General features: G+C 51.2%; 23 protein-coding genes and 2 tRNA genes. 15 read left to right on the top strand and 10 right to left on the bottom strand.

Going from position 1 to position 26859, the window contains the following annotated elements; genetic code table 11:
* Nucleotides 1-192 precede the first annotated feature (192 nt).
* The 3 genes from BN3003_RS09190 to BN3003_RS09180 all read left to right on the top strand — a co-directional run bounded on the left by BN3003_RS09190 (nucleotide 193) and on the right by BN3003_RS09180 (nucleotide 3373).
* Nucleotides 193-1188, top strand: a complete 996-nt coding sequence (locus BN3003_RS09190) for an MBL fold metallo-hydrolase (protein WP_058356363.1) — start codon at nucleotides 193-195, stop codon at nucleotides 1186-1188.
* 92 nt (nucleotides 1189-1280) lie between these two features.
* Entirely contained in the window at nucleotides 1281-2375 is a 1095-nt protein-coding gene (locus BN3003_RS09185) for a porin (RefSeq protein WP_058356362.1), read from the top strand.
* 152 nt (nucleotides 2376-2527) lie between these two features.
* Nucleotides 2528-3373, top strand: coding sequence for an alpha/beta hydrolase (locus BN3003_RS09180; RefSeq protein WP_199822575.1), 846 nt, complete (start codon nucleotides 2528-2530; stop codon nucleotides 3371-3373).
* 2 nt (nucleotides 3374-3375) lie between these two features.
* Here the strand turns inward: BN3003_RS09180 and BN3003_RS09175 are convergent, their stop codons facing one another.
* From BN3003_RS09175 to BN3003_RS09165, 3 genes are all read right to left on the bottom strand, one after another.
* Nucleotides 3376-4581, bottom strand: a complete 1206-nt coding sequence (locus BN3003_RS09175) for an MFS transporter (protein ID WP_058356361.1) — start codon at nucleotides 4579-4581, stop codon at nucleotides 3376-3378.
* 267 nt (nucleotides 4582-4848) lie between these two features.
* Nucleotides 4849-6048: an MFS transporter gene (locus BN3003_RS09170; RefSeq protein WP_058356360.1), complete on the bottom strand. Its 1200-nt coding sequence runs from the start codon at nucleotides 6046-6048 to the stop codon at nucleotides 4849-4851.
* A 334-nt stretch (nucleotides 6049-6382) separates the two neighbouring features.
* Nucleotides 6383-6757 (bottom strand): MerR family transcriptional regulator, encoded by a 375-nt coding sequence (locus BN3003_RS09165; protein ID WP_058356359.1) that lies wholly within the window; start codon nucleotides 6755-6757, stop codon nucleotides 6383-6385.
* 142 nt (nucleotides 6758-6899) lie between these two features.
* Between BN3003_RS09165 and BN3003_RS09160 the strand changes: the two genes are divergently transcribed.
* The 3 genes from BN3003_RS09160 to BN3003_RS09150 all read left to right on the top strand — a co-directional run bounded on the left by BN3003_RS09160 (nucleotide 6900) and on the right by BN3003_RS09150 (nucleotide 12438).
* A complete protein-coding gene (locus tag BN3003_RS09160; protein ID WP_058356358.1) occupies nucleotides 6900-8117 on the top strand; it encodes an MFS transporter in 1218 nt (405 codons plus the stop codon).
* A gap of 577 nt (nucleotides 8118-8694) precedes the next feature.
* On the top strand, nucleotides 8695-9798 hold the full coding sequence (locus tag BN3003_RS09155) for a porin (RefSeq protein ID WP_058356357.1): 1104 nt from the start codon (nucleotides 8695-8697) through the stop codon (nucleotides 9796-9798).
* A 240-nt stretch (nucleotides 9799-10038) separates the two neighbouring features.
* Nucleotides 10039-12438 carry a glucose/quinate/shikimate family membrane-bound PQQ-dependent dehydrogenase gene (locus tag BN3003_RS09150; protein ID WP_058356356.1) on the top strand — a complete coding sequence of 800 codons (2400 nt, stop codon included), beginning with the start codon at nucleotides 10039-10041 and terminating at the stop codon, nucleotides 12436-12438.
* Between the two features lie 270 nt (nucleotides 12439-12708).
* Here BN3003_RS09150 and BN3003_RS09145 read toward each other — a convergent pair whose 3' ends face one another.
* The 5 genes from BN3003_RS09145 to BN3003_RS09125 all read right to left on the bottom strand — a co-directional run bounded on the left by BN3003_RS09145 (nucleotide 12709) and on the right by BN3003_RS09125 (nucleotide 18571).
* Nucleotides 12709-13476, bottom strand: a complete 768-nt coding sequence (locus BN3003_RS09145; RefSeq protein WP_058356355.1) for an ABC transporter ATP-binding protein — start codon at nucleotides 13474-13476, stop codon at nucleotides 12709-12711.
* A complete protein-coding gene (locus tag BN3003_RS09140) occupies nucleotides 13473-14447 on the bottom strand; it encodes a FecCD family ABC transporter permease (RefSeq protein ID WP_058356354.1) in 975 nt (324 codons plus the stop codon). Before BN3003_RS09140 ends, BN3003_RS09145 begins: the two co-directional genes overlap by 4 nt.
* A complete protein-coding gene (locus BN3003_RS09135) occupies nucleotides 14431-15237 on the bottom strand; it encodes a heme/hemin ABC transporter substrate-binding protein (protein ID WP_199822574.1) in 807 nt (268 codons plus the stop codon). The genes BN3003_RS09140 and BN3003_RS09135 overlap by 17 nt, the downstream gene beginning before the upstream one ends.
* Entirely contained in the window at nucleotides 15234-16289 is a 1056-nt protein-coding gene (locus BN3003_RS09130; protein ID WP_058356353.1) for a hemin-degrading factor, read from the bottom strand. The genes BN3003_RS09135 and BN3003_RS09130 overlap by 4 nt, the downstream gene beginning before the upstream one ends.
* Nucleotides 16290-16387: 98 nt before the next feature.
* Nucleotides 16388-18571, bottom strand: coding sequence for a TonB-dependent hemoglobin/transferrin/lactoferrin family receptor (locus BN3003_RS09125; protein ID WP_058356352.1), 2184 nt, complete (start codon nucleotides 18569-18571; stop codon nucleotides 16388-16390).
* Between the two features lie 245 nt (nucleotides 18572-18816).
* Here BN3003_RS09125 and BN3003_RS09120 point away from each other — a divergent pair, with 245 nt between their 5' ends.
* From BN3003_RS09120 to BN3003_RS09100, 5 genes are all read left to right on the top strand, one after another.
* Nucleotides 18817-19146, top strand: coding sequence for a heme oxygenase (locus tag BN3003_RS09120; protein ID WP_058356351.1), 330 nt, complete (start codon nucleotides 18817-18819; stop codon nucleotides 19144-19146).
* Nucleotides 19147-19290: 144 nt separating this feature from the next.
* Nucleotides 19291-19366, top strand: a tRNA-Phe gene (locus tag BN3003_RS09115).
* 74 nt (nucleotides 19367-19440) lie between these two features.
* Nucleotides 19441-19516, top strand: a tRNA-Phe gene (locus tag BN3003_RS09110).
* A 233-nt stretch (nucleotides 19517-19749) separates the two neighbouring features.
* Nucleotides 19750-20655: an AEC family transporter gene (locus BN3003_RS09105; protein WP_058356350.1), complete on the top strand. Its 906-nt coding sequence runs from the start codon at nucleotides 19750-19752 to the stop codon at nucleotides 20653-20655.
* A 79-nt stretch (nucleotides 20656-20734) separates the two neighbouring features.
* Nucleotides 20735-21274 carry a YcnI family copper-binding membrane protein gene (locus BN3003_RS09100; RefSeq protein WP_058356349.1) on the top strand — a complete coding sequence of 180 codons (540 nt, stop codon included), beginning with the start codon at nucleotides 20735-20737 and terminating at the stop codon, nucleotides 21272-21274.
* 175 nt (nucleotides 21275-21449) lie between these two features.
* Here BN3003_RS09100 and BN3003_RS09095 read toward each other — a convergent pair whose 3' ends face one another.
* Nucleotides 21450-22391 (bottom strand): D-alanyl-D-alanine carboxypeptidase family protein, encoded by a 942-nt coding sequence (locus tag BN3003_RS09095; RefSeq protein WP_058356348.1) that lies wholly within the window; start codon nucleotides 22389-22391, stop codon nucleotides 21450-21452.
* A 264-nt stretch (nucleotides 22392-22655) separates the two neighbouring features.
* Between BN3003_RS09095 and BN3003_RS09090 the strand changes: the two genes are divergently transcribed.
* From BN3003_RS09090 to BN3003_RS09080, 3 genes are read left to right on the top strand one after another with little or no spacing between them, the layout of a single operon-like run.
* Nucleotides 22656-23849 (top strand): acetylornithine/succinyldiaminopimelate transaminase, encoded by a 1194-nt coding sequence (locus tag BN3003_RS09090; RefSeq protein WP_058356347.1) that lies wholly within the window; start codon nucleotides 22656-22658, stop codon nucleotides 23847-23849.
* Nucleotides 23849-24541: a Sir2 family NAD-dependent protein deacetylase gene (locus BN3003_RS09085; RefSeq protein WP_058356346.1), complete on the top strand. Its 693-nt coding sequence runs from the start codon at nucleotides 23849-23851 to the stop codon at nucleotides 24539-24541. The genes BN3003_RS09090 and BN3003_RS09085 overlap by 1 nt, the downstream gene beginning before the upstream one ends.
* A gap of 7 nt (nucleotides 24542-24548) precedes the next feature.
* A complete protein-coding gene (locus BN3003_RS09080; RefSeq protein WP_058356345.1) occupies nucleotides 24549-25220 on the top strand; it encodes a restriction endonuclease in 672 nt (223 codons plus the stop codon).
* A 352-nt stretch (nucleotides 25221-25572) separates the two neighbouring features.
* Here BN3003_RS09080 and BN3003_RS09075 read toward each other — a convergent pair whose 3' ends face one another.
* Nucleotides 25573-26085, bottom strand: coding sequence for a DUF456 domain-containing protein (locus BN3003_RS09075; protein ID WP_058356344.1), 513 nt, complete (start codon nucleotides 26083-26085; stop codon nucleotides 25573-25575).
* A 179-nt stretch (nucleotides 26086-26264) separates the two neighbouring features.
* On the opposite strand from BN3003_RS09075, the gene ssuE reads away from it, so the two are divergent.
* Nucleotides 26265-26837 (top strand): NADPH-dependent FMN reductase, encoded by a 573-nt coding sequence (gene ssuE / locus BN3003_RS09070; protein ID WP_058356343.1) that lies wholly within the window; start codon nucleotides 26265-26267, stop codon nucleotides 26835-26837.
* Nucleotides 26838-26859: the final 22 nt, after the last annotated feature.

Genomic DNA, 26859 nt, shown 5'->3' with positions numbered 1-26859 from the left:
ATTGAAATATAAAAGCGGCCTGTAAAGATTTACAGGCCGCTTTTTTGTGCACAAAACCATAGTATCTGTTTGATTTTGCTTTTATCTACCACTTTTACGGATAGGAGTTATACGGGTTTTAATAGTGGCGTCTGTGCAAAACTCGTTTATATTCGCCCGCTCATAACAATACACACAACAGAAGAGTAAACGATGAAATTAAAAACAATGTCCATCAGCATGACTTTGGCTTTGGGCTTGGCGTTGACCAGTATGGCTGGGGCTGAAAACGTGAACACGGCCGCCACTCACAGCGTGCAAGCTGCTCAAAATACGTCAGCACAAGACAACCGTTTGGTGTTGTTGGGCACACAAGGCGGCCCACGGGTGGGCGTGAAGCGTGCCAATCCTGCCAATTTATTGGTGATTAATGGCAAGAAATTTGTCGTCGATGCCGGTTACGGCGTGTCGGTGCAAATGGTCAAAGCCGGTTACCGCTTGCAAGACTTGGATTATGTGTTCATTACCCACATGCATTCCGACCACACTTTGGAATACGGCAATTTGTTTTACAACGCTTGGGTCACCGGTGGTTTGAAAAAGCCGGTACAAGTGTATGGCCCTACTGGCATGAAAAACATGACCGAAGCCTATTTCAAATCGAATGAAATCGACATCAACACACGCATGGCCGATGAAGACCGTGCCGATCCGCGCAAATTGATCGCAGTGCACGAAATTCAGCAATTAAACCCAGTGTTCAAGCAAGATGGCATCAAAGTGACTGCCATCAAATCCATCCATCCACCTTTTGATGAGACTTACAGTTTCAAATTTGAATTCAATGGCAAGACGGTGGTGTTCTCAGGCGATTCGGCTTACAACGAAGAAATGGTGAAGTTTGCTAAAGGCGCGGATTATTTGGTGCATGAGGTGCAATATGAAGACGGCATCCGTCGTTTGGCGAAAAAATTGGCCGGCGACAGCCAGTCGGCGGAACAGCAATACCAGCATTTTAAAGGTTCACACACCAATACCGATGAATTGGGCCGTTTGGCTCAGGCTGCGGGCGTGAAAAATCTGGTGTTGACGCATTATGTGCCGGGCGATGACCCATTGATTAGCGACAAAATGTGGGAAGAGGGCGTGAAACAGTTTTACACAGGCAATGTGGTGATCGGTAAAGACTTGACCAGCATTGATTTGTAAACCGTTTCTGGGCAACGTGCCTTCTTTTTAGATTCATGTTGGGTTTACAGGCCGCTTGAGGCGGCCTGTAAGTTTGGCATTGAGGATAACACATGCAATTCAAATACATTTTAGGCATGGGCTTGTGCGCATGTCTGGCAAGCGCGCACGCCGATGTGGTGATTTACGGCCAAATCAAAGGCGGTATAGGCAGCAATCACAACAGCGATGGCGGCTCGCTCACCAAAATCGAAGACTACCGTTCTAAATTGGGCTTTAAAGGTTCAGAAAAACTCGGCGACAACGCCGAAGTGGTGTGGCAAGTGGAAAACGCCATTTCTATTGCTGGTGACAGCAGTGGCGGGCAAAACCGTTGGAATTCGTTTGATACCTTTGTCGGCGTGAAAAACCCAGAGTGGGGCACGCTCAAACTGGGTTACGTCGCCGATGGCATGCTCGGAGTACCGAATCAGAAAATGCAAGTCGATCCGTGGGAGTCGAATACCGACCTTAACGATCCCAAAGGCATGAAAATCTTCACCCGCGCAGAAAAACGCTTAAGCGGTGTGCGTTACGATGCGCCTCGCATTCATGGTGTTGATTTCAACATTACCCACCAATTGGCGGACAGCAGTCAAACCGAAGTCTTTGATGCCGAAACCACGCTCAATCAGGCCACAGTGTTGGCGCTCGCTTACCAACAAGGGCCTTGGTATGCCAAAGGGGCGGCTGGCGTGTACAAACACCAGTTTGTCGAACAAGGCGATATTGAAGACGCGCACTTATACCGCGTGTTGGCCGGGTTTGATAACAAAAAAACCATGCTCGGCGTAGGTTTCCAATACATGGATGGGTTTAAAGGTTTGTGGGGGCGGGGCATGGCCAGTACTGGCAAGCCTGTGAGCCCTGCCAGTACTACCCGTGAAGCCATAGTCACCGCATCGCATCAGTGGGGACGGGTAACGCCGCGGGTGGCGTATGCACATGGTTGGGATGAGCAGCGCGAGGATGTGGGTAAGGTTGACAATACTTCTTACGACCAAGTCATTGTTGGCGCCGATTATGCGTTTTCCAAAACCACCACCGGCCTCATGACTGCGGGCTGGATACGCAAACCGATGGCGTACACGGTGGCGGACAATGGTGATTGGGGCGCAGAAAAACAAAGCATTTATGGCGTCGGCGTGGGTTTAAAAACGGTGTTTTAAATCCCTATTTTGAAATCAATCCATGCTAAAAGCGGCCTGTAACGATTTACAGGCCGCTTTTTTAACTTGAGGTAGCGCTTGCTGCCGCTGTAACAGCAGTTCGCCCCTGAGTTTGGCTCGCTTGCTCTACAATGAGGGCAAGGAGGTGGGCGATGATGAAAACGCTGAACAAATGGCTGTGCAGTGTGTTGGGCATGGTGGCGGTGGGAGTGGTGCTCAGTTCGTGTGCGCAAAAAATGTTTTACTATCCCGATGCGGTGGATTATGGCAACACGCCAACGCGCTATCAACAGCCGTTTCAAGACATTTATTTTCAAAGCGGCGATGGCACGCGTTTGCATGGTTGGTTTGTGCCTTCGCGTTTGCATGCCACTCCCAAGCAGGCCAAGGGCACGGTGGTGCATTTTCATGGTAATGCGCAGAATGTGTCCAGCCATTATGCGTTGGTGCATTGGTTGCCTGAAAACGGTTATAACGTGTTTACTTTTGATTACCGTGGCTTTGGCACCTCTGCGGGCAAGGTCGGTTTTGCTGGTATCGTGGCCGATGCCGATGCGGCTTTAAACCATGTACGCGCCATGCCGGAAGTCGATGCGACGCGCTTATTTGTGTTGGCGCAGTCTATCGGTGGCAATAAGGCCATTGCTGCCATCGGACGTGGCAACCGCGAGGGCATCCGCGCGATGGTGGTGGATTCGACTTTTTATGGCTACGATGCCATCGCCAATGACAAATTGGCCGGCGCCAGTGTGGTGGTGAACGACCAGCTCAGCGCCCACCGTTATATTGCCGCCATCAGTCCGATTCCGCTGTTGATGCTGCATGGTACGGCCGATGAGGTGATTCCATATGCGCATGGCGAGCGTTTGTTTGCCAAGGCAGGGCAACCCAAACGATTTGTGACGGTGCCAGAAGGGCGGCACATTGCCGCTTTGAACGAGCCTTATTATCAGCAACAAGTATTGCAATGGTTTGAGCGCTATGGAGGCGGCCTGTAAGTCTAAGCCGCTTCGTTGGCGTGCTCGGCCTTTGGATGCTTGATGATCCAATACCACAAAACAGCGGCGATGAGCGGCATGATGCTCAAAATCAGGGTCAGATGCAGCGTCGGTTGGGAAAAACTCGGTGCGGCTTTGGCCAGCAATGAGCCGATAAAATTGCCCATTTGTATGCAAGCATTGAACACACACAAGACCATGTACAAGGCGGCAGGTGGGTATTCCAATAAGCGGATTTGCATCATCACATTGACGAGGGAAAAGGCGATGCTGATGAACAGCACACCCAATAAGCCCAAGCGAAAATCAAACAAACACGATAAGGCAAACACCACGGCAAACAATGTGTACAAGGTGTTCAGGCCGATGTAGCGGTCGATTTTGTGGTCGGCCGCCCAACCTCCTGCAATTTGGCCGATGATGAAGCCAACACCCAAGATGATTAACACGATGACGCGCAAATTAAGGGTAGGGTGTGGGTGTTGGTTAAACCAGGCGATGCTGTAAGTCCAAGCTGCGGTGGTGCTGATGAGGATGCACAAGGCCACGGCAAACAACAGCCACAAGCGTGGACTTTTTAAGGCTTGTAATTGCTGTGGCACCGATTGCGGTACCGGTGGAGTACTGCTTTGCGGCAGCAAGTCGTGTATCAGCAAGAAAATCAACAAATCGAGCAAGGCGACAAAGCGAAACGAGATTTGCCAACCATAGTCTATGCCCACCCAAGTATTGAAAGGCACCACAAATAAGGTGGACAGGGAAATACCGACCAAGCTCAAACCCAAATAACGGCCGCGCTGATTGGCAGGCGCCACTTCGGCGATAAGCAAGGTAGAGAAGGCCAAAAACGCCGCATGCGGAATGCCGCTGAACCAGCGCAGCCAATACAACATGTCGGCGTTGGTGGCAAACGAGGTCAGCAAATTACCCAGAAAACACCAGATGCTGAGCCAGGTTAAGATGCGCGGCTTGCTCCAGTTGCGGAACACCACGGCCATAATCGGTGCGGCTATCAAACCGCCCCAAAAATAGGCAAATACTGCGTGCAAAATTTCGCTGGGCGTGCTGTGCAAATCGGCGGCAATGGTGGGCACCAAGGGAATGATGGAAAATTTGGCATTGCCCATCGCGAACGCACCCACCATCAACACCAACATGCAGCGCATGGGTGAAACATTGGCATCGGTAGAAAAAGCGGCAGTGGGCATAGAAATTCCAATTTAACAATTCGGCACAATGTAATGCTTCGGTAGAGGTTTGAAGGCTTAAATTGTGTGAATAATCGTGTGTAGTGTACCGTTTTTTCCTGTGTAATCAAGAATCACTGTCACTTTCAAGATGACATATTATTCCAGATGCTTGTTTTCTGAAATGCCTTTTTGATAAGGAATATTTATGCAAGGGTATTAAGAGAGTCTATGCATGCATTTGGTTTCCACATTGGTTTGAATTCAAACAATAAATTTTGGTGCTACTTAAGTGGCTGGTTGTTTTAAGCTGCGGGATTTGAGGTTAATTTGGTTCAAACACAGCCATGCAATGACGGCCAAGAAGGCAAACACCATGCCCAAAATCAACACCGAATGGTTTTTCCCCGTCCATTGCAATACCCCATACGCACCCAAAGAACCGGCAAAATTGCCGATGAACAGTGCGCCATTGAGCAAACAAAACACCAAATAGCGGCTGTGGCTGACGATGTGCAATAAATGCACTTGAATCAAAATATTGATGAGCAAGGTGCTGTTCAGCAAAAACACGCCGATTAAGGCGATGCGGTAATTGTCTAAAAACACCCAAATCAACACGCTGCTGGCCAAAGTCGCCAAGCAAGACCAGCCTATGGACTTGTGCGTATTGCCATTGGCGATGTAGATGCCCAACACTTGACCGCACAAAAAGCCTATGGCCAACACCATGGTGGCGATGAATTCCAAATTGCTCGGTGTGGTGGAATGGGTAGACAGTATCAACACGCTGAAAGACCACACTGTGGTCACGCACGCGGTAATCAAGCCTTCCATCAACAACAATAGCCATACCGGCTTGCTGTGTAAGCTGAGTAACAATTGCCGCACGCTGACAGGAGCGGGTTTGCTGCGCTCTTGCGGCAGAAAGTCATGTACCAATAAGGCGATGAGAATGTCGCACAAGGCCACAAAGCGAAACGCGCTTTGCCAAGACTGGGTTTCGCCTATCCACGCATTGAAGGGTGCTGCAAACACCGTGGCAATGGATACTCCTAACAATACCACGCCTACATAGCGTCCCACTTGGGCCTTGTTCGACGCTTGCGCCATGCTCAACACGGCAAACGCCAAAAATGCACCATGTGGCATACCGCTTAAAAAGCGCAAACACAGCAATACTTCGGCATTGGTAGCGAAAGAGCTGCTTAAATTGCCTAAAAAACACCAAATGCTCAAAAACACCAAAGTGTGGTGTTTGTTCCAATTGCGGCAGACAATAGCAAACAAGGGCGCGCCGAGGATACCTCCCCAAAAGTAGGCCACCACGGCTTTTTGAATTTCGCGCAGCGGTACTTGGAAATCGGCCGCAATCATCGGCATCAATTGAATGATGGAGTATTTGGCATTGCCCATGGAAAAAGCGCCCAAAGCCAAAATCAGGCAAATTTTCCACACAGAGGCGGTTTTATTGAGTGGAAAAACCATGTCTCAATCCATGTAAACAGCATTAATTAATCAATAATTAATGACAATTTGATTAATCTATTGGAATAAATATGTCATGGCTCATCATGCCACGAATTGATGTATTTGAACAGAATGGCAAGTAAATCAGCTATTTTGATGTGCATGATTGATAAAAAAGGGGAAAAGCATAATTTGTGCACTTGCTCAGCATTTTGAGAAAACAGTTGATTTTGAAAGCAGTTAGATGGCGCTGCCACTTGTCGATGATGGCAAGTGCCGCATCAGCGGCCTGACAGTGTTTACAGGCCGCTTATTGTGAGCATCATGGGATGTTGATGATGATAGCGAGGGCTTATGGTGTCCCTGCCTCGGCCTGTAATTGTTGGCTTTTGGCCAAAAAAGACTGCAATAAGGCTTGAGATTGCTGTAATTGCTGTAATTTATCGGCAATGAGCAGCAATTCTTGTTCGACCAATTCATTGGCAATGCGGCACAGCTTGAACGATTGGCTATTCAAATCAAAACACGGCAGCAGCCAATGGATGGCTTTTAAATTCATCCCCGCATCATTGAGAATTTTAATCTTGGTAATGCATTCGATGTCGTGGTCGCTGTAGCTGCGGTAATTGTTGTCGCAGCGTTTCGGAGTCAGCAAACCCAGTTGTTCGTAATAGCGCAACATGCGTGGGCTCACTTGGGTGAGCGCAGAAACTTTGGCCAAATTCATGACTTTCCTCTTGACTGTTACAGTGCTGTTATAGTTTACCATGTTGTGCAGTACATAAGGTGCAAGCGGCCTGTAAGCTTACAGGCCGCTTATCCAGGTCAGTGTACTGATACCAACGATAAAACCAGACAGCGGAGAAGTCATGTCTACCACCACACAATCGCATCGGTCTTTGTGGCTGATGGTGTGCGCCGGCGCCATCATCTTGATGATTACCATGGGCGTGCGCAATTCCTTGGGTTTGTACATCCAGCCCATCAGCCAATCCACCAGCGTCAACATCGCTTCCATCAGCTTGGCCTTGGCCGTAGGGCAGTTTTTATGGGGTACCATCCAACCCATCGCCGGTGCTTTGGCCGACCGCTATGGCTCGCGGCCGATTTTGCTGTTGGGCATGGCCATCTTAATCAGTGGTTTGGTACTGGTACCGTTGTGGACCAACTCTTTTGGTTTGATGGTGAGTTTGGGGGTGTTGTCGGCAATCGGTTCGGGCATAGGCAGTTTTTCGGTGTTGATGGGCGCGGTGGCGCAACACATTACTCCGCAAATGCGCGGCAATGCCACCGGCATCTTGAATGCGGGTGGCTCGTTTGGGCAAGTGGTGTTTTCACCGTTGATACAGGTATTGATTAAAACCGTTGGCTGGATGCAGTCTTTGTGGGTGGTGGCGGCGATTACCTTGAGCACAATACCGTTGATTTTTGCAGCGACCAAACCGAAATCCGCGCCCTCGGCATTGGCGCAAGACAACAGCGGCATAGGCTTGAAACAGACCGTCATCAATGCCTTACAAAACCGCGATTATTTGTTATTGCATTTGGGCTTTTTTACCTGTGGTTTCCATGTGGCCTTTCTGGTGACGCATCTGCCGGGCGAGGTGGCGATATGCGGCCTGAATGCCAAAGTCGCCGGTTGGTCGTTGGCAATTATCGGTTTGGCCAATGTGGCGGGCAGCTTGTTGGCTGGACGCTGGGTGTCGCGCTACCGCAGCAAATACATCTTGTTTTGGATGTATGCGATACGGGTGGTGTTTGTGCTGTGGTTCATCAATATGCCGCGCGAGCCGTGGGTATTTTATGTGTTTGCCATCGGCATCGGTTTTACCTTCTTGGCAACCGTGCCGCCTACCGCCACTTTGGTTGGTAAGCTGTTTGGCATTCGCTATTTAGCGACTTTGTTTGGTTTAACCCTGTTTTCACATCAAATCGGTGGCTTCTTGGGCGCGTATTTGGGCGGCGTGTCCATGGTGGAATTCGGTGATTACCGCTGGATGTGGTATGCCGACATGGTGTTGGCGGCGGTGGCGGCGCTGATTCATTTGCCCATACGCGAGGCCAAAATCACGCCCAACCATGTGTAACAGTTCATTTTGTAATAAAACTACAGGCTGCAGAGAATGCAGCCTGTTTTGCGTTTGCCACAGTGTGTATCAAATCAGGGTGTTAGTGACTTATGGGATGGTGTAAAAATTGAGCGGCGCGTTAATATATTGATAATGATGAATTAATGCCTAGTTGAGTTTACAGGCCGCTTTAAGTTTAAGCGTGCACGTATAGTTTAATTATTGGAATGTCATTGCAATACCTCGCGTAAAATCGAAATTTTATTTTAATGTTAATTAAAATTAGAGTATTATGCGTGCGGTGTCAGCAGTGGTTTGCTTGTGGTAGTGCAGAGTGTGTGTAGTAAAGCTACTGTTGATGCACCTTGAGCCGCAGCTGTGTTGCCCGTGTGTACGGGATGCTTGTATTTGGCACTGTGCTTGTGCCTCTGTGTGCAATGGTTCGGGCCGCGTGTCGGTGTTTTTACTGCGGCGATTAAACCTATGGCTTGCACACAGGTCTGTCACAGACCGTGACCCTATCGAATGCCATCTTCGTGTCGCTACGGTGCCGAAGATGGCTGTTTTGTTGAAACTCGCCTAAAGAAAGAAAACCATGTTAGTGCCACGTTGGGGCTGGGGTGTCAGTGTGTTGTGTGTGAGCCTGCCAGCTGTTGCTGAGGTGACTTTGTACGGTCAATTAAAAGGTGGCGTGGCCTATACCAAGCAACACGACGCTGCGGGTTCGGTCACACAAATGGAAGACTATTTGTCCAAAATCGGCCTGAAAAGCAGCGAGGCTTTGGGCGATGGCACCGATTTGATTTGGCAAGTGGAAAGCGCCATTTCCTTGAATGGCGACCGCGAGGGTCAGATGAAAGGCTGGAACAGCTATGACACGTTTGTCGGCATTCAAAATGAGGATTTGGGCACGTTGCGGGTCGGTTATCTGAGCGATGGCATGTTTGGCGTGCAAAACCAAAAATTATTGGTAGGGCGTGGTGAGTCCAAAGGCGATGCCAACGACCCGAAAGGCTTGAAAATCTTCATGCGTGCCGATAAGCGTTGGCAAGCAGTGCGCTATGACATGCCACACCGCCACGGCTTTGATTTCAACATCACCCACCAATTGGCCGACAGCATGGATACCGATGCGGGCGACGCTGCCACGGTGTACAACCAAGCCACCATTGTTGCTGGTGGTTACCAACGACAGGCGTGGTATGTGAAAGGTGCGGCCGGCCTGTACAAACACCAAAGCGTGGACACGGGCGAGGTACGCGATGCCAAATTGTGGCGGTTGTTGGCAGGCTATGACGACAAAAAGACTTATGTCGGCGTGGGCTACCAATACACCGATGGTTTCCAAGGCTTGTGGGCGAAGAAATTTGCCACCGCCAGCAAAACCTTAAGCCCCACCGTCAAAACCCATGAAGCCGTGGTGTCGGCCTCATACAAATGGGGGCGTTTTACCCCACGCGCTTCGTACGCACATGGCTGGGACGAAACCTTGGCTACAGGACAGCGCAAAGTCAGCAATACCTCGTACGACCAAGTCATCATCGGCAGCGATTACGCCTTCAGCAAATCCACCATCGCCATGACGTCTTTGGGCTGGATACGCAAGCCCGAGGCTTATGTGCTGAATGCCCAAGGCGATACTGTGGGGCAAAAAGCCAGCACTTACAGCATCGGTTTGGGTTTGCGCAAGACGTTTTAACCTCAATGATGTGCGGCCTGTAAATGTGGTGGTCGCCATCCTGAGGGTTTATTCAGCAATAAAAACAGGCTGGCATGCCGTCACACAATCAGTGTGAGGCTGGCTGGCCGAGATGATTTTGTTGACAGTGCTGTGTGACTGGATAGGTTGGTTCCTAAGCCTAGGACGAAGCTGAGTCACACCGCCGTTGTCACCGCAAAATTGTTTTTCATTTCAATTTTTTGAAGGAGTGAATTCACCATGAAAACGACGCCGCGAACATGGCCTAAGGTGATTTACTTAATCATTATGGCGTTAACCAGTCTGTATTTGCTGATTGGTGGCGCTTGGTTAATCGGGTTGGGTGGCTCTTGGTATTACCTCATTGTGGGCGTGGTCTTGACCATTGCCACCGTGTTGTATGCCAAAAACCGCAGCAGCAGTTTGTGGCTATACGCCGCCATTTTAATCGCCACTTTGGTGTGGGGCTTATGGGAATCGGGCAGCGATTTTTGGGCCTTGGCACCGCGTGTTGATGTGTGGTTCTTGCTCGGTTTGTGGCTGATTTTGCCGTTTACAGGCCGCCATTTAGACGCCGCAGGCAAGCCCAAAGCCGTCATCGCCACAGCCATGGTGGCAGTATTGGCAGTGTTGGTATACAGCTGGTTTAACGACCCGCAAGAAATCAATGGCTCAATCAGCCGTGCGCAGCCAACTCCAGCGCAAACCGCTGGCATTGTCAATGAAGACTGGCCAGCTTATGCCCGTACTCAAGGCGGCGCGCGCTATTCGCCGTTGACACAAATCAACGAACAAAACGTGCACAAGCTACAAGAAGCCTGGACTTACCATTCTGGAGACTTTAAAACCGCACATGATTCGGGCGAAACCACCAACCAAGTGACACCGATTAAAGTCGGCAACATTGTCTACATCTGTACCACCCACCAATTCTTGGATGCCTTGGATGCCAAAACCGGCAAACGCTTGTGGCGTTTCGATCCAAAATTGTCACAAACCAAAACCTTCCAGCATTTGACTTGCCGTGGTGTGTCTTATCACGATGATGCCCACGCCGCGACCATGGTCACAGCCAATACCGCCACCACTACACCATCACAAGTGTGTCCACGCAAAGTCATCTTGCCGGTGAACGATGGTCGCTTGATTGCGGTGAACGCCGATACGGGCAAAGCGTGTAGCGATTTTGGCAACAATGGCGAAGTGAATTTGCAAGCCAATATGCCCAATCCTTACCGCGGCGGTTATAACCCGACCTCACCGCCAGTGGTCACAGCCAGCAGCATCATTATTGGCGGTTCGGTCACCGACAACCATTCCAATCATGAGCCTTCAGGTGTGATTCGTGCTTACGATGTCAATTCTGGCGCCTTGCGCTGGGTGTTTGATACCGGTGCCGAAGACCCAAATCAAATGCCGGGTGAACAAGGCAAATTTGTGCACAATTCACCGAACGCATGGGCACCGTTGGCTTACGATGAGGCCAGCGACACCGTGTATGTGCCAACCGGTGTGGGCACGCCCGACATTTGGGGCGGCGACCGCAGCGAGTTGAAAGAGCGTTTTGCCAACTCCATCGTGGCCTTGAACGGCAGTACGGGTAAGTTGCAATGGCATTTCCAAACCACCCACCACGATTTGTGGGACATGGACGTGCCATCTCAACCATCACTGATAGACATTACCCGTCCGAATGGCGACAAAGTGCCAGCGATTTATGTGCTGACCAAAACCGGCAATGTGTTTGTGCTTGACCGCCATACCGGTAAAGCCATCGTGCCGATTACCGAAAAACCCGTACCACAAACAGTAAAACGAGGCCCACAAACCAAAGGCGAGCATTATTCTGCTACCCAACCATTTTCGGATTTGAATCTGGCGCCCGCCGACAAACTGCAAGACAAAGACATGTGGGGCGGCAGCATGTTTGACCAATTGGTGTGCCGTGTCATGTTCAAACAATTGAATTACGACGGCATTTACACCCCACCTTCAGAAAACGGCACCTTAGTGTTCCCCGGCAATTTGGGCGTGTTTGAATGGGGCGGCATGTCGGTGAACCCAGACCGTCAAATCGGTTTGATGAACCCAATTGGCTTGCCATTTGTATCGAAACTCATACCACAAGACCCGAATCGCGAACGCATCCCGCAAGGCGAGGGCAAAGAAACCGGTTTGCAACCGATGTATGGCGTGCCTTATGGCGTGGAAATGAATCCATTCTTGTCACCATTGGGCTTGCCATGCAAACAACCTGCTTGGGGTTACGTGGCCGGTGTCGATTTGCAAAGCAACCAAGTGGTGTGGAAAAAACGCATCGGTACCATTCGCGACAGCTTGCCTAAGTTGTTCCAATTGCCGAAAGTGAAAATCGGCGTACCTGGCTTGGGCGGTGTGATGTCGACTGCGGGCAATGTGATGTTTGTCGCCGGCACACAAGACAATTACCTGCGCGCTTACAATGTGGGCAATGGTGAATTATTGTGGGAAGGACGCTTGCCCGCAGGCGGCCAAGCCACACCGATGACGTATGCCGTCGATGGCAAACAATACGTGCTCATCATGGCCGGCGGACATGGCTCCTTTGGCACCAAAATGGGCGACTCCTTGGTGGCTTATGCCTTGCCTGAGGGCAAATAGCACAGACAAGCATACACTGGTCGTAATATGGTCAGTTGAATGTGATTGAGAACTTACAGGCCGCTTAATGCGGACTGTAAGTCTTTGTACAGATGATTCAAGTAAGCGAGTGAGTTTGATAAGGCTGTAATACGCGTTTAGGGTGCATATGAACGTGGTAGAGCAATACGGCACAGATTCAACAGTTACAGGCCGCATGAAGCGGCCTGTAACTGTTTAAGCAATCAAAATAAGGCTTATTAAGGCGACAAAACGATACAAATGCGCTGTCTAAACCGCCGCTTGAAACGTATCAAAATACCACGCCCCATTGCGTTGCTCAGGCGTAATCGGCCATTGGTAGGCGCGCAACAAATGTTCGGCCGTCATCACTTCATGTGGTTGGCCTTGGGCGATGACTTGGCCTTGCGCGAGCAAGATGACTTCCTCGCAGTAGTTTGCTGCCAAGGCCAAGTCGTGTAAGACGATGACGGAGCTGACGTCTTTGTGGCGTTGGTAGCGCTGTAAGTGTTGCATCAATTGGTGTTGGTGCTTGATGTCGAGGTGGTTGTTGGGCTCGTCCAGCAGCAAGATGTTGGTGTCTTGCATCAGTGCGCGCACCAGTGCGGCGCGTTGTTTTTCCCCACCAGACAAGGCTTGCAAGCGTTTGCCTGCGAACGCGGCCAATTCAAATTCGGCCAATAGGGTTTCGGCATAGGTGATGTCGCGGGCGCTGAGGCGTGAGAGCCAGCCCAGATGCGGGTAACGCCCCAATAACACATATTCCAAGACGGTTAACGGTGTGGCAAAGGTTTCGTGTTGGCCTACCCACGCGATTTTACCTAGTTGCAACACTTGGGCGGCATCTTGTCCTAAACAGTGTAATTGGCGACAAGGATGGCCGCCCAATAAGGCTTTGAGCAGCGTCGATTTGCCGGCGCCATTGGGGCCGATGATGGCGGTGGTGGCGTGGTTGCGGATGTGCAAATCGGCTATGTCCAAAATCACGCGCGCGCCATACGCCACTTGCAGGCCGCTTAAGTGAAATAAATCGTTCATGTGCGCATGCCTTTCACGAATAACCACAAGAAAAATGGCGCGCCCAACAGCGAAATCACGATGCCGACGGGCAAGTCTATTGGGTAAACAATGTGGCGGGCGACGGTGTCAACCAGCAGCAAAAACAGTGCACCGATGCCGGCTGAGCGCCACATGATGCTGGCGCGGGTGCCGCCCCAGACAGTGGCGATGACATTGGGCACCATCATGCCGATAAAGCCGATGACGCCGGACAAAGACACGGCCGCACCGGTTAACATGGCGGTGGCGACGACAATGAGCAAGCGCGAACGCTGCACATGTATGCCCATGGAGCGGGCGGTTTCATCGCCGAGCAATAACACATCCAAATCGCGGGCTTTGGCGATGAGCAAAAGCAAGCCCACAACCATGATGGCGGCGGCGTAATGGATGGGGGTGTAACCGGCCGCACCGAGGTTGCCAGCCAACCAATTGGTGGCGCTGCGCAACACCATGTCATCCGACACAAACAAAATCAGGCTGACAATGGCAAGGCAAAACGAGCTGATGGCAAAGCCAATAATCAGCAAGCCTAAGCGGCCTGAACCGAGCAAATGGTGCACAGACAAGACCAATAGACACACGGCCATCGCGCCCAAGAAAGCCGCCAAAGACACACCCAAGCCGCCCAAACCAAACGCCAACACAATGACCACACCCAAAGCCGCACCGCTAGAAGTGCCGATGAGACTGGGGTCGGCCAAAGGGTTGGCAAACAAGGCTTGCATGGCGGCGCCGGCCACGGCCAAAGACATGCCCACCAATAAGGCCACCAACACGCGCGGCCAACGCAAGTCCCAAATCATGGGGTCGATTTGGTCGGGGCGTTGCCACTCGCCCAAACCGACGCCCAAACACAACCAAATCAGCAGCGCGCTGCCCAAGAGCCACAACAAGGCTTGGGGGGCAGCGAGACGGCCATACGGTACAGATTTAACGAGCGAGCGCATGCAGTTTGTCCACGGTTTTTGGGCTGTTCAAATCCAAGCTGAAGGCCTCACCAGCACTCATGGCCACTACCTTATTGCTGCGTGCGGCAGCAGAGGCAGCGATTTCAGGCCGCTGTTTGAACGCGGCGACACTGCCACCGACGGCGGGCAAGCTGTGTTGCGCGATGACGACCACATCGGGTTTTAAGGTCAGCCATGTTTCGCGGGCAATCGGTTTCATGCCGTCGATGTGGGCGGCGGCGTTTACGCCACCTGCCAACCGTATCAAGGTATCGGCGACGGTGTTTTTGCCCGCCACCATTTGGCCATCGTAAGTGAACACATAGCGCTTGCCGGTTTTGGCGCGCGCCTGCATTTGTCGCAACCATGTTTGTGCCAAGGCCCCAGCTTGGGGAGATTTACCGGCGTATTTTCCCACTTCCACGATGCCTTTGGCGAATGATTGTTCGCTTTGCTGCGGAATCACATTCAGCGCTTTGATTTGTTGGCGCTTTAATTGGCCATAAATACTGGCCGGGTTGACCATATAACTGCCCAAGACCACGGTTGGCTTTAAGGCGACGATGGGTTCGGCAGTCAGATTGCGAAACATGCCGATGTTCTTGGCTTGTGCAAGCGTTGGCGCCTTGCTCAAGCTGTCGCGACCGACCACCAAGTTTTCGGCTTTTAAGGCCACCATGATGTCGGCGATGTCGCTGCTGAGCACCACAATGCGCTCGGCCGCTTGTGCCATGCCCAGACTCATGCCCAAGAGACTGCCCAGAATCAGGCTGTGTCGTGTGATTCTCATGCCATCACCTCATCGTTAATCGTCTTGCCCGTAGCGGCCTGTAACACCTCGCGCCAACTGCTTAACTCGGCTTCGCCTTCAACCCGTTGTCCAAATACGGTCAATACGGTGTGGCCAAATGCGTCCAAACATTCCAAGCAACTGACAATGCCATCGCGGGTAGGGCGCAGCAACAACCAAGTGGAGGCGATTTTGCTGTCATCCAAATGCAAGGTGAAGCCATTGTGTTTTTGGTCAAAAATATTCAACCAGCCGCGTTGGCGCGACACATTCTTAACCGTACCAGTTTGAATTTGAATGATGCCGTGATTGCCGACAAAGGTAATCAATGGTACTGCGGATGCCGTCGCCGCTGCATAGGCTTTTTCGACACAAGTGTTGTCGACTTGGAAGGCATAACCGCGCGGAGCCGAGGCAAACGCTTGTTGGCGCGACAGCTTGAATTCTTCTAATAGGCCAAAGAAATGGTGGATATTGCTCATATTGCGCCAGCGCTGTTGAAAAGCCAGTATGTCGCTGGGGCTTAAGTCTATGGTTGGCGCGGCAGTCGGTTGCACTTGCGGCAGAAAAGTCGGTTTTTGCGCCTGCTTGAAATCGTCGATGATGGCTTGCCACAGCGCATCGTCGTCGCTGCTGTGCAAATACACTTTCTGTAAGGCAAAACCGTGCGCGCCGTAAAATTGAATCGAGCGCATGGTTTTGCCGTGGGTGACAAAGTCGTGGGCAAACACATGTTGCCACTTTTGTGGAAACAGACGCACGTCAAAACCACCGACATCTATGGCCAAACCGACTTTTTCATTCAGCTTTAACGGCGTGATGCGGGTGATTTTTTCATGCACGGCGCACTGATTGCGTACCACCAATTGTACTTGTTGCAGCGCTTGTAAGCGGTTAAAAATGCCGACAAAATCGCTGCCCAAATAAATCGAATCGGGCGCGCTGGCAAGCAGCGCCCCTTCGCTCACGCCCAGTTCACGCGCGGCATCGTATTGGAACAAATAGGCTTGTTCGGCTTTGAGGGTTTGGTATTGTTGCCATAAGGTCGTCATGCTGGTTTCCTGTATTGGGTTTACAGGCCGCTTATATAAGGGAATGCGGCCTGTAAAGCTGGTGTTGTGGTGGGTATGGGCTTGCGAACCCAGTTGGTTTAGAACGTGATGTTGATGCCGGCGCTGATGGCGCGGCCCATTTGGGTGTAACTGTCTTGTTTGTCGAGTTGGCCAGTGGTGTTCAGCCACAACATGTCGGCGGGCAACCAGTATTTCTTGTCCAACACATTGTAGGCATTGAGGGTGAGCTTGGCATTTTTGTTGAGTTTCCAAAATGCGCCCACATCCAGCAAGCCATAGCCTGGTGTTTTCGGCGTGGCTTTGTCGGCAGTGGCGTATTCGGTTTTGGCTCGGCTCAGCGTCCAATCGGCGTTTGCTCCCCAAGTTTCATTGGCGTAAGCCACGCCCAAGCGCAGCTTCATTGGCAATTCGCTGTTCATGTGGCTGTCGTCTTCTTTGTTGATGCCGCGCATCCAGAACAGGCTGCCGTTGACATTCCAATATGGGGCAAAATCGTATTGGCCGCGCGCTTCGAGGCCATACGTCACAACTTTGTCCAAGTTGACCGAGCTCAATTCCATCACCATAGGCATAGGCCGGCCTGTAGGATAGAGGGTGCGCACGGTTTGGCTTTCTGCTATGAAGTTTTTGTAGCGGTTGTAAAAACCGGTGATTTTGGCGTGGGTGTTGGCGCTGTCGTGTTGCCAGCCGAATTCAAAATTGTCGGATTCTTCCGGTTTTAAATCGAAATTGGGCACGTTGTAATACTGAATCATGCCATTGAGCACGCTGTGTGAGGCTGCTCCTTGGGCATCGTATTGCGGCGCTTTAAAGCCGCGGGCGTAGGCGGCAAATAACTGATGGCTGTCATTCAGCGGCACATTCAGTTTTAAACTTGGCAACAGCTTGCTGTAGCTTGCGCCCGCAATCATGTCGTCAAAATCCACATTGGCTTGATTTTTCAAGCGCGCAAAATCGGCGCGGTTGGGCGTGGCTTTTTCGTGGCTGTAGCGCAGGGCTGGGGTTAAAGACACGCCGTTATCAAACACCATGCGGTCTTGAATAAAGGCGCTCCACACGTTTTTGGTATTGGCGGGGTAATACAGCAAATCGTCGGCCGCGCCAATTTGCGCACCGCTGCTGAGGTCGTAATTGACGCTGTGTCTGTCGGTAGACGTTTCGACACGGCGGTAGTCTATGCCGGCCAATACATTGTGTTCGATACCTGCATCAAACTGCCACAAACCTTGTGCGTAAGCGCGGTGTTGGGTTTGGTTATAGCCTTGTAAATGGCGATTGAGAGCACTGCGGCTGGCTTCGGTTTGCAACATGTCCGATTGCAAATCTTGGTAGTCGTAACCGGCCTTAATCGCTTGTAAGGCGGTGGTATTGTCGGGCAAGTATTGGTATGCCAAGCTGCCACGCACGCGTTCGCTATTGGTGTCGTCAAAACTGTTGAGGCTGAGCAAGTCTTTGGAATGGCCATCGCGTTTGAAGTATTCGCCGGTGGCGCTGAGTTGGTGCTCGCCCAAGTCCAGCTTGCCTTTGAACAAGACATTGTTGCTGCGGTTGTCTTGTTCGTTCGCTTGCGTGCCGGCGGTTTGCACCTCGGCATAATCGCGGTGGGTGTACATGATCAAACCAGACGCCAAGTCATTGCGCGCTGCGCCACCGACGGTGGCGGCCCAGCCTTGATTGCCGCTGTTATAGCCGCTTTTGAATAAGGCACCGTAGTTGTTGCCTTCAGCAATCAGGTCTTCGGGGTCGTAAGTGCGCATGTTGACAGCGCCGCCTATGGCTTCATTGGAGTATTGCGCTTCAAACGGGCCTTTGACCACGCTGACCGTGTTGATGGTATCGGGTTCGACCAAATTTTGACCAAACGTCATGCCATTTTTGCCGCGTGCGCCACCGCCGCCATACCAAAAGCTGTCTTTGAACGCATCGGGCAGGTTCAAACCATCGACCATTACCCACACGCGGTCTTCAGCAATGCCACGGATGTTGAAATTGCCATTGGTAAGGCCGGATTGCGACTCAACTTCTACCCCCGGTTCATAGCGCAGCAAGGTTTTGAGGTCTTCGGCGCCGGCCTTGTCCAAGTCTTGGCGTTTGAGTACTTGGGTGGAGGCATTGCTGCTGTCGCCTTGCTGCGCTTCGACATAAATCGGCGGCAAGGGCGTGTCGACTTCGTCGCTGTCGGCGGCGATCGCTGCAGCGGAAGACAAAATGGCCAAAGCGCTGTAAACACAGCTTACGATGGGGCGGAGCGAGCGTATCATAGTTCAACTTTCCTGAATCAGTGCATAAAACCACGAACAAGGTGGTGTCCCGCTGGGTTGTTTATTATTGTTGGATGTCGTTATTTTGATAGTTAATGATTTTGATAACGATTATCATTAATATTATTCAAGAAGGGTCAAGATTTGTCAAGCAAGTGTCTGTGGTTTTAAACGCGTGGCATACTGTATCCATGCGCTCGGCTCAAGCTGAGCAAGGCTTTGGGCAAAATAAAGGAGTATTCAATATGATGGTGGTCACCAATCGAATTCGCGTACACAAAGGCAAGGGCAAGGAGATGGCGCCGCGCTTTACCCGTTCGCAAGCACTGTTGGCTTTTGCAGGTTTTCACAAGGTTGAGGTATTGGTGGCCGAGTTAGAAGATTGTGATGAAATGAGTGTGAACATGTATTGGGACAGCTTGGCCGATTTTCAGGTGTGGCGTGAATCTGATGCTTTCAAAGCCGCGCACCAACGGCCACAAACCGCCGAAACCGAGGCCAGTCCTGTTATCAGCAGTCAATTAATCATTGCCGAAGTGGCGGCGCAATTGTCGAAGGCTGATAAATCCATCTAAGCGGCCTGTAAGGCCATAAGTGCATGCAAGCAAGCCGATTAAATCGCATGTAAAAACAAGGTGTTTTCAGATAGCGTGGTGGAAATGGCGGAAAGTGCTTGCGTCACTTTCATATTAATGTTTTAATACGCATCTCTTAAGCGCGGCCAGATAGCTCAGTCGGTAGAGCAACGGATTGAAAATCCGTGTGTCGGCGGTTCGATCCCGCCTCTGGCCACCACTTAAGCACCGCTACAAGGCGGTATTTTTTTACCTCTGTATTTACAGAGTTCAAACGTGTTATAGACACATCATGGCCAGATAGCTCAGTCGGTAGAGCAACGGATTGAAAATCCGTGTGTCGGCGGTTCGATCCCGCCTCTGGCCACCATTTGCTGTTCTCAGTTTTCCCTCTCTTAATATTTATTGTTTCAGTTGTCATTCTCTATTGATTTGCGTTTGTGCGCATTGCTATTAATGCATAAGCGGCCTGTAAATGTATTTGTGCTTGCTCTTGGCATGTTTGTCTGTGTTGGCTTCTCTGGTCTGTGCTAAGCTAGGCGGCTTCTGGTCGTGGGTAGGGCATGTTGCGCTGTCTGGGCCGTGCTTATTGGTGAACCTTTGATGCAGCATATCTTATTGGCGTTATTTCCTTCTATTGCCTTGATTGTGAGCGGTTATCTGTTGCAGCAGCGACGGGTATTGGCGAACGATTTTTGGAGCGGCGCCGAAAAACTCAATTATTACGTCTTTTTTCCCGCCTTATTGTTTTCTTCTCTGGCTTTGGCGCGAGCCGATTGGCTGCATTTGTCCAATGTGATTTGGACCATGCTGAGCGTGATTGCGCTGGTGATGGTGGTGATGTACGGTTTGCGCTGGCATCGGAAGCTGCCACCGGCGCGGTTTGGCGTGTATGTGCAAAGCGCGGTGCGCTTCAATACTTACATCGGCTTGGCGGTGGTGTCGGCCTTGGCGGCGGCCAGCGGTGCACAAATGCTGGCGGTGATTTTGGCGGTGTGCATACCCTTGGTCAATGTGTTGTCCATCGTGGCCTTGCTGCCGCAAGAGCAATTGCGTTTGGGCAATGTGTTGACATCGGTGTTGAAAAATCCCTTGGTCAGCTCTTGTATCGCCGGCATCTTGGTCAATGTGTTGCACATTCCCTTGTGGCAAGGCTTGGAGCAATTGTTAAAACTGTTGGCCACTTGCAGCTTGACCATGGGTTTGCTGTGTGTGGGTGCGGCCTTGCAATTTACCCAAGTGCGCGCGCAATGGCGTTTGGTGCTATTGAACAGCGCTTGGCGTTTGTTGTGCATTCCGCTGCTCGCGTGGGGCATGTGTCAATGGTTTGGCTTAAGTGTGGTGGCTACCCAAGTGTTGGTCATTTTCTTTGGTCTGCCGACGGCATCTGCGTCTTATATTTTGACCAAGGTATTAAAAGGCGATGCGCCGCTGATGGCCAGCATCATCAGCTTGCAAACCTTGTTAAGCCTGTTGACTTTGCCCTTGCTGATTTTCTTGACGACGTGAGCTGACTGCGACAATTTGTCGCAGTGTCTTGCCCCGCAAAACTGGGCATAATGCGCCGTCAAAAAAAAGAAACATCATCATGAAAATCATTTTAGCAATCGGTGCGGCGGTCTTGTTGTGCGCGGCACAAGCACAGGCGCATGTTGGTATGTTGTCGCCTGACAGCGTCAGCCGTGGTCAATCGTTTAAAGCGGTGATTGCCGTACCACATGGTTGTGAGAGCAGCGCCACCACCGCCATCAAAATCCACATCCCTGAAGGCATTATTGCGGTGAAGCCACAGCCTAAAGCCGGTTGGCGCATCAACAAAAGCGAAGGTGCGTACGCACAAACCTACGATTATTACGGCACACCGCTCAAACAAGGCGTGAACGAGCTGACATGGCAAGGGCGCTTGGGCGACGATGAATACGATGAATTTGTGTTCAAAGCCTATGCCGCCGCCATTCCTGCCGGCACGGACAAGCTGTATTTCAAATTGGAACAACAGTGTGAAAACGGACGCTTGTTGTGGACAGACGTGTCTGGCCAGAAAATCAACGGCCACGCTGCTGCTGAATTGGGCGCGCCATTCATTCCTGTCAAAAACGATGATGCGGCTGCAGTGCACCATCATTGAAATAAGCGGCCTGTAATGCCCATTGGTTGGATGGCAACAGGCATTGTTACAGGCTGTTTTTATGTTGAATATGCACAGCAAGCGGTCTGTAAACAGACTTGAGCTGCTGATTAGGCGGCCTGTAACACAAAAAGCCATCTCTATGAGATGGCTTTTGCTGTGTTGGCGATGCTGATTACGCTGGACGTTGTCCTTGCAACCAATAGCCCAAGCTGCGCGCATCGTTGACACGGGTGGCTGAGCTGGGTGAGTTCAACAACACCATGATGACAGGGCGGCCTTGAACTTGGGTTTCTACCACCATAGAACGGCCAGCTTCACGGATGTAGCCGGTTTTTTGCACGATGATGGGCCAAGAGCCTTCACGCACCAAGGCATTGGAGTTTTTGTATTGCTGGGTTTTGCCATTGCTGGTGTAAACAGTGGCGCTGTTGTGGGTAGAGAAATAGCGAATTTGTGGGTATTGCGCTGCTGCTTGTACCATTTTGGCCAAGTCATTGGCGGTAGACACGTTTTGTGGGCTCAAGCCAGTTGGTTCAACAAAACGGCTGTTGTTCATGCCCAATTGCTGTGCTTTGCGGTTCATCGCCGATACAAACGCAGGCATGCCGCCTGGGTAAGTGCGTGCCAAGGCATGAATGGCGCGGTTTTCACTGCTCATTAAGCCGATGTGTAGCAACTCTTCGCGGCTCATGGTCGTGCCTATCGACAAGCGACTGCCAGTGCCTTTTAAGCGGTCGATTTCCGCATCGGTAATGGTGATGCGTTCGTTTTTGTCCAAACCCGCATCGAGCAACACCATGGCGCTCATCAATTTGCTGATGGAGGCGATGGAGCGCACGCTGTTGACATTTTTTTGGTAAATCGGTTTGCCAGAATTGGCATCCATGATCAATGCCGATTGTGAATTCAGCGCTGGGCCCAATTGTTGGACGTCACTGGTGAACTCTTGTAATTGTGCTTGAGGCGTGGCCTCAGGCTTGGCCAAGTTTTGTTCTTGGATAAATTCGCCTATCACGTCGATGTCATCGGCGTGTGCAGGCAAGGCAAAACCCAAACCGATACTCAGGCAAATACCAGCGTACCAAATGGGTTTGCGACACAGCACGTTTAACATAAGCGTTCCTTTTTCGTATCTTGACTCAATTTAATAAGGACAGAAGGTAGTGATTCATTCTCGGCGGTATTGTACCGAGGCAAAATCTGACTAAGTGTTTATTTTTGTAAATCAAACAATATTTACACTAACAGTTGCTTGGCTTGAAAATCATATTTTGCTTGAAACCGCAATTAATTGTGTTACACTTTTCAAAAAGTTGCATGGTCAAACCAGATACAAGCGCCTACAATACGGCTTTTGCTCAGCACAGACGATTACCAAATGGAAAACTACTTAACCCCTAATTTTGCTTTTGCTCCCGTTGTCCCTGATCGCGCTCAAGGCAGCCATGTTTGGGATACCGAAGGTCGCGAATACTTGGATTTGGCGGGCGGCATTGCGGTCAACGCTTTGGGCCATTGCCATCCGGCTTTACAGGCCGCATTGAGCGAGCAGGCGGCCAAGTTGTGGCACATTTCCAATATCTATACCACCGCGCCGGCGCAACAATTGGCGCAGCGTTTGGTGGCACACACGTTTGCCGACAAAGTGTTCTTCTGCAATTCTGGTGCCGAAGCGAATGAAGCAGCGTTTAAATTAGCACGGAAATATGCATATGACCATTTTGGTGCTGAAAAAAATGAAATCATTGCCTGTGTGAATGGCTTTCATGGTCGCACTTTGTTCACCGTCAGCGTCGGTGGTCAGCCCAAATACCAAAAAGGCTTCGCGCCATTGCCAGCGGGCATCAAACACATTCCGTTTAACGATGTTGACGCTTTGGCCGCGGCCATCAGTGACAAAACCTGTGCGGTGGTGATAGAGCCGGTGCAAGGCGAGAGCGGTGTGTTGCCAGCGAGCGCTGCATTCTTACAGACCGCACGTCGCTTGTGTGACGAGCACCATGTTTTGCTGGTCTTGGATGAAGTGCAAACCGGCATGGGCCGTACGGGCAAATTGTTTGCGCACGAGCATTTTGATGTGGTGCCAGACATCGTGTCTTCAGCCAAAGCCTTGGGCGGCGGTTTCCCCATCGGTGCGATGTTGACCACTGATAAAGTAGCGCCAAGCTTCGCTCCGGGTACGCATGGCAGCACCTTCGGTGGCAATCCTTTGGCCGCTGCTGTGGGCAATGCCGCGTTTGACATCATCAACCATCCCGATACTTTGGCCCATGTGCAGGCTCAAGGTGAGCGTTTACAGGCCGCATTGCGCCAAATCGGTGCACAACACGGCGTGTTTGCTGAAGTGCGCGGTTTGGGCTTGCTCATCGGTGCGGTCTTGGCCGATGCCTACCATGACAAAGCCGGTGAATTTGTTAAAGTGGCCTTGCAACACGGCTTGATGATTTTGAATGCCGGCACCAATGTGGTGCGTTTTGCGCCGAGCTTATTATTGAGCGATGAGGATTTACAGGCCGCTTTGCCTAAATTGGAAGCGGCAGTGTTGCAATTTAAGGCGGAGCACGGCGCTTAATGGCAACGCGTCCAAAAGTCGTGGTGTTAACTGGCGCTGGCATCAGCGCCGAGAGCGGTTTGTTGACGTTTCGCGATGCCGGTGGTTTGTGGGAAGGGCATCGCGTTGAAGAAGTGGCCACGCCCGAAGCCTTTGCCCGCAATCCGCAATTGGTATTGAATTTTTACAACCAGCGCCGTGCGCAATTGCAGCAAGTCCATCCCAATGCCGCGCATCTGGCCTTGGTTGCGTTGGAACAGGCTTACGATGTGCACATCATCACCCAAAACGTCGATGATTTGCACGAACGTGCGGGCAGCACGCAGGTATTGCACCTGCACGGCGAACTGACCAAGGTGCGCAGCAGTGTCAACGAAGACTATGTGATTGCTTGGCAAGGCGACCAACAGTTGGATGACACCGACCCGCAAGGTTATGCGATGCGGCCGTTCATTGTCTGGTTTGGTGAGGCCGTGCCGATGATAGAGGTGGCGATACGCGTGATCGCCACTGCCGATGTGGTGCTGGTGGTCGGCACTTCGATGCAAGTGTATCCAGCGGCTGGTCTGCTGGATTATGCGCCGTTGGACATTCCGATTTACTACATAGACCCAGCGGCCAAGCCCATGGCTGAGCATGTGCAAATTCGCGCCGAAGTGGCCAGCAGCGGCGTGCCCGCGGTGGTACAAGAATTATTAGCAGCAGCAAGTTAGGAAGTATATGTCGTGGTTAAAGCCAACCACTTGGTTGGCTGCTCTGTGCCGCCAAGTGGCGGCACAACGTTTTTGGTTGGCACTGGTATTGGCTGTGTTCGGTACGGTGATGTTGCATGGTTTGTGGTTGTGGCTAGAGGCTTTGACTGCGGCACAAACGCATGTATTAAGCCGTGGTTTGGGCATTGCCGCAACTTGGGTCGCGTTTGTGTTGCAGTTCGCGTGGCCAGTGTTAATCCTGTTGTTTGGCTTATTGGGCATGTGGCAGCGTTGGCGCGGCGACAGCGTGTTCAGACGCATGCAGCGTCAAAGCAGCAAAGGTTTTGACCAATTGACCTGGCAGGATTTTGAGGCGCTGGTGGCAGAATTGTTTCGCCGCCATGGTTTTGAAGTGGAGGCACAAGGTGGCGACCATGCCGACGGCGGCATTGATGTCATCGTGAAGCGCGACGATTGCACTTATTTGGTGCAGTGCAAACATTGGCAAGCGCAACGCGTGGGCGTGAAAGTGGTGCGCGAATTGTACGGCGTGATTGCGGCGGAAGGAGTGGACGGTGGTTACGTCATCACGTCTGGCCATTTCACCCCCGACGCGGTGGACTTTGCCCAAGGCATCGCCATGCAGCTGATTAATGGCCGCCAATTGATGGCTTTATTGGCAGATGAGTTGGAATTGTAAATACACCACAGGCAGCGTTAAGCTGCTTGTTTTTTTGTTACAGGCCGCTTTTTAGCATGGATGGCAATTTATTGTGAATGTTTTGTAGATGCGGCCTGTAAGTCCAATACGGTGGACTGCGCTCAAAGCATAGGTATGCTGCTGATTAATGGTTGCAAAGGGATGGCCTTATGAGCAAATGAATGGGAATGGCAAACACACCACAGGCAGCGTTAAGCTGCCTGTTTTTTGTTACAGGCCGCTTGTAGCATGGGGGCATCAGTTTGTGGTGCACATTGATGATATGCAGATGCGGCCTGTAAGTCTGTTTGAATGCCCATGTTGATGAGCTATTGAATGTTAAACTGGCTTATTAAAACAGCTGTTGCAACCACGGCAACACATGTGCCATCAATACCGTCAACACGATGATAAAGGCACAGCCTATCTTGGCAATCACGCCAGCAATAAAGCCCATAAACGTGCCTATGCCCACTTTGCCGGCTTTTAACAAATCGCGTTTGGCAATGTATTCACCAATGGCCGCGCCCACCAATGGGCCCAAGAAAATGGCAAAAAACATGCCGGTGAACGACAAAATCGCCCCCACCACCGTACCGATAACGCTGCCCCAAATCGCTTGTTTGCTCGCGCCAGTAAACTTCGCGCCCAAAGTGCCGGCGACATAGTCCAATAAAGAGCCCAACACCGCAATCACCAAAATCGTACCCAAAATGCCCCATGCCATATAGCTGAAATCGTTGGCATAAGCGATGGACAGCGCGCCCAAAAACATCAAGGGCAAGCCCGGTAAGGCGGGGTAGATGATGCCCAAAATGCCCACAATCAATAAAATAATGCCCAAGATGATTAAGATTGCTGTCATGTGCCTGCTCGTGTCCTGTTTGAGAACAGTCATTATGTGGGCAGCAAGGGCAAATAACAATTGTTAAAACGTTTAAAACCGAATTGATATACTTTTATGGAATTAAAAAATAGTTTTATATTCTTTTTTAAATAAATTTTTTCTTGCTACAGTGCAGCATCAATCCACGGAGCGGACAGATGCACATTGTGACCTTGGCAGGCAGCCCTAAAGCCTTTTCTAAATCCAGCAGTTTGATCGGCTACCTCAGCCAACGCTTGGCCGCCGATGCCATCCAAATCCAGCATTTTTCTGTGCAGCAATTGCATCTGCCCGCACTGTTAACAGGTGATTTTCAGCATCCAAGTGTCGTGGCTTTACAGGCCGCTGTGGCGCAAGCAGATGGTCTTATCATCGCCACACCGGTATACAAAGCCTCGTTTTCAGGTGTGTTAAAAACCATCTTGGATGTGTTGCCACAAGACGCATTGGCGCACAAAACGGTGTTGCCCGTCGCCAGCGGTGGCAGTTTGGCGCATTTATTGGCGCTGGACTATGCCTTAAAGCCGGTTCTGAGCGCTTTAAAAGCGCAAGAAATTCTCAGCGGTGTTTTTGCCACCGACAGCCAAATTCAAACCCATGCCGAGCAGGCTGTGTTAGACGCTGATTTGCGCGAGCGCCTAGATCAAGCCGCTGCGCAATTGGTTCATGCCCTGCGATGTCGTCGCTCTTATGTCAGCCACAGCCACGCAGAAGTCGCTTACAGCGCCTAAAACCGTACCCACATCAGGACAC

It is taken from the genome of Vitreoscilla massiliensis (genome assembly GCF_001457815.1).
In the GTDB taxonomy this organism is placed as follows: Bacteria; Pseudomonadota; Gammaproteobacteria; order Burkholderiales; family Neisseriaceae; genus Vitreoscilla; species Vitreoscilla massiliensis.
This window is presented reverse-complemented; position numbering and strand designations above follow the sequence as displayed.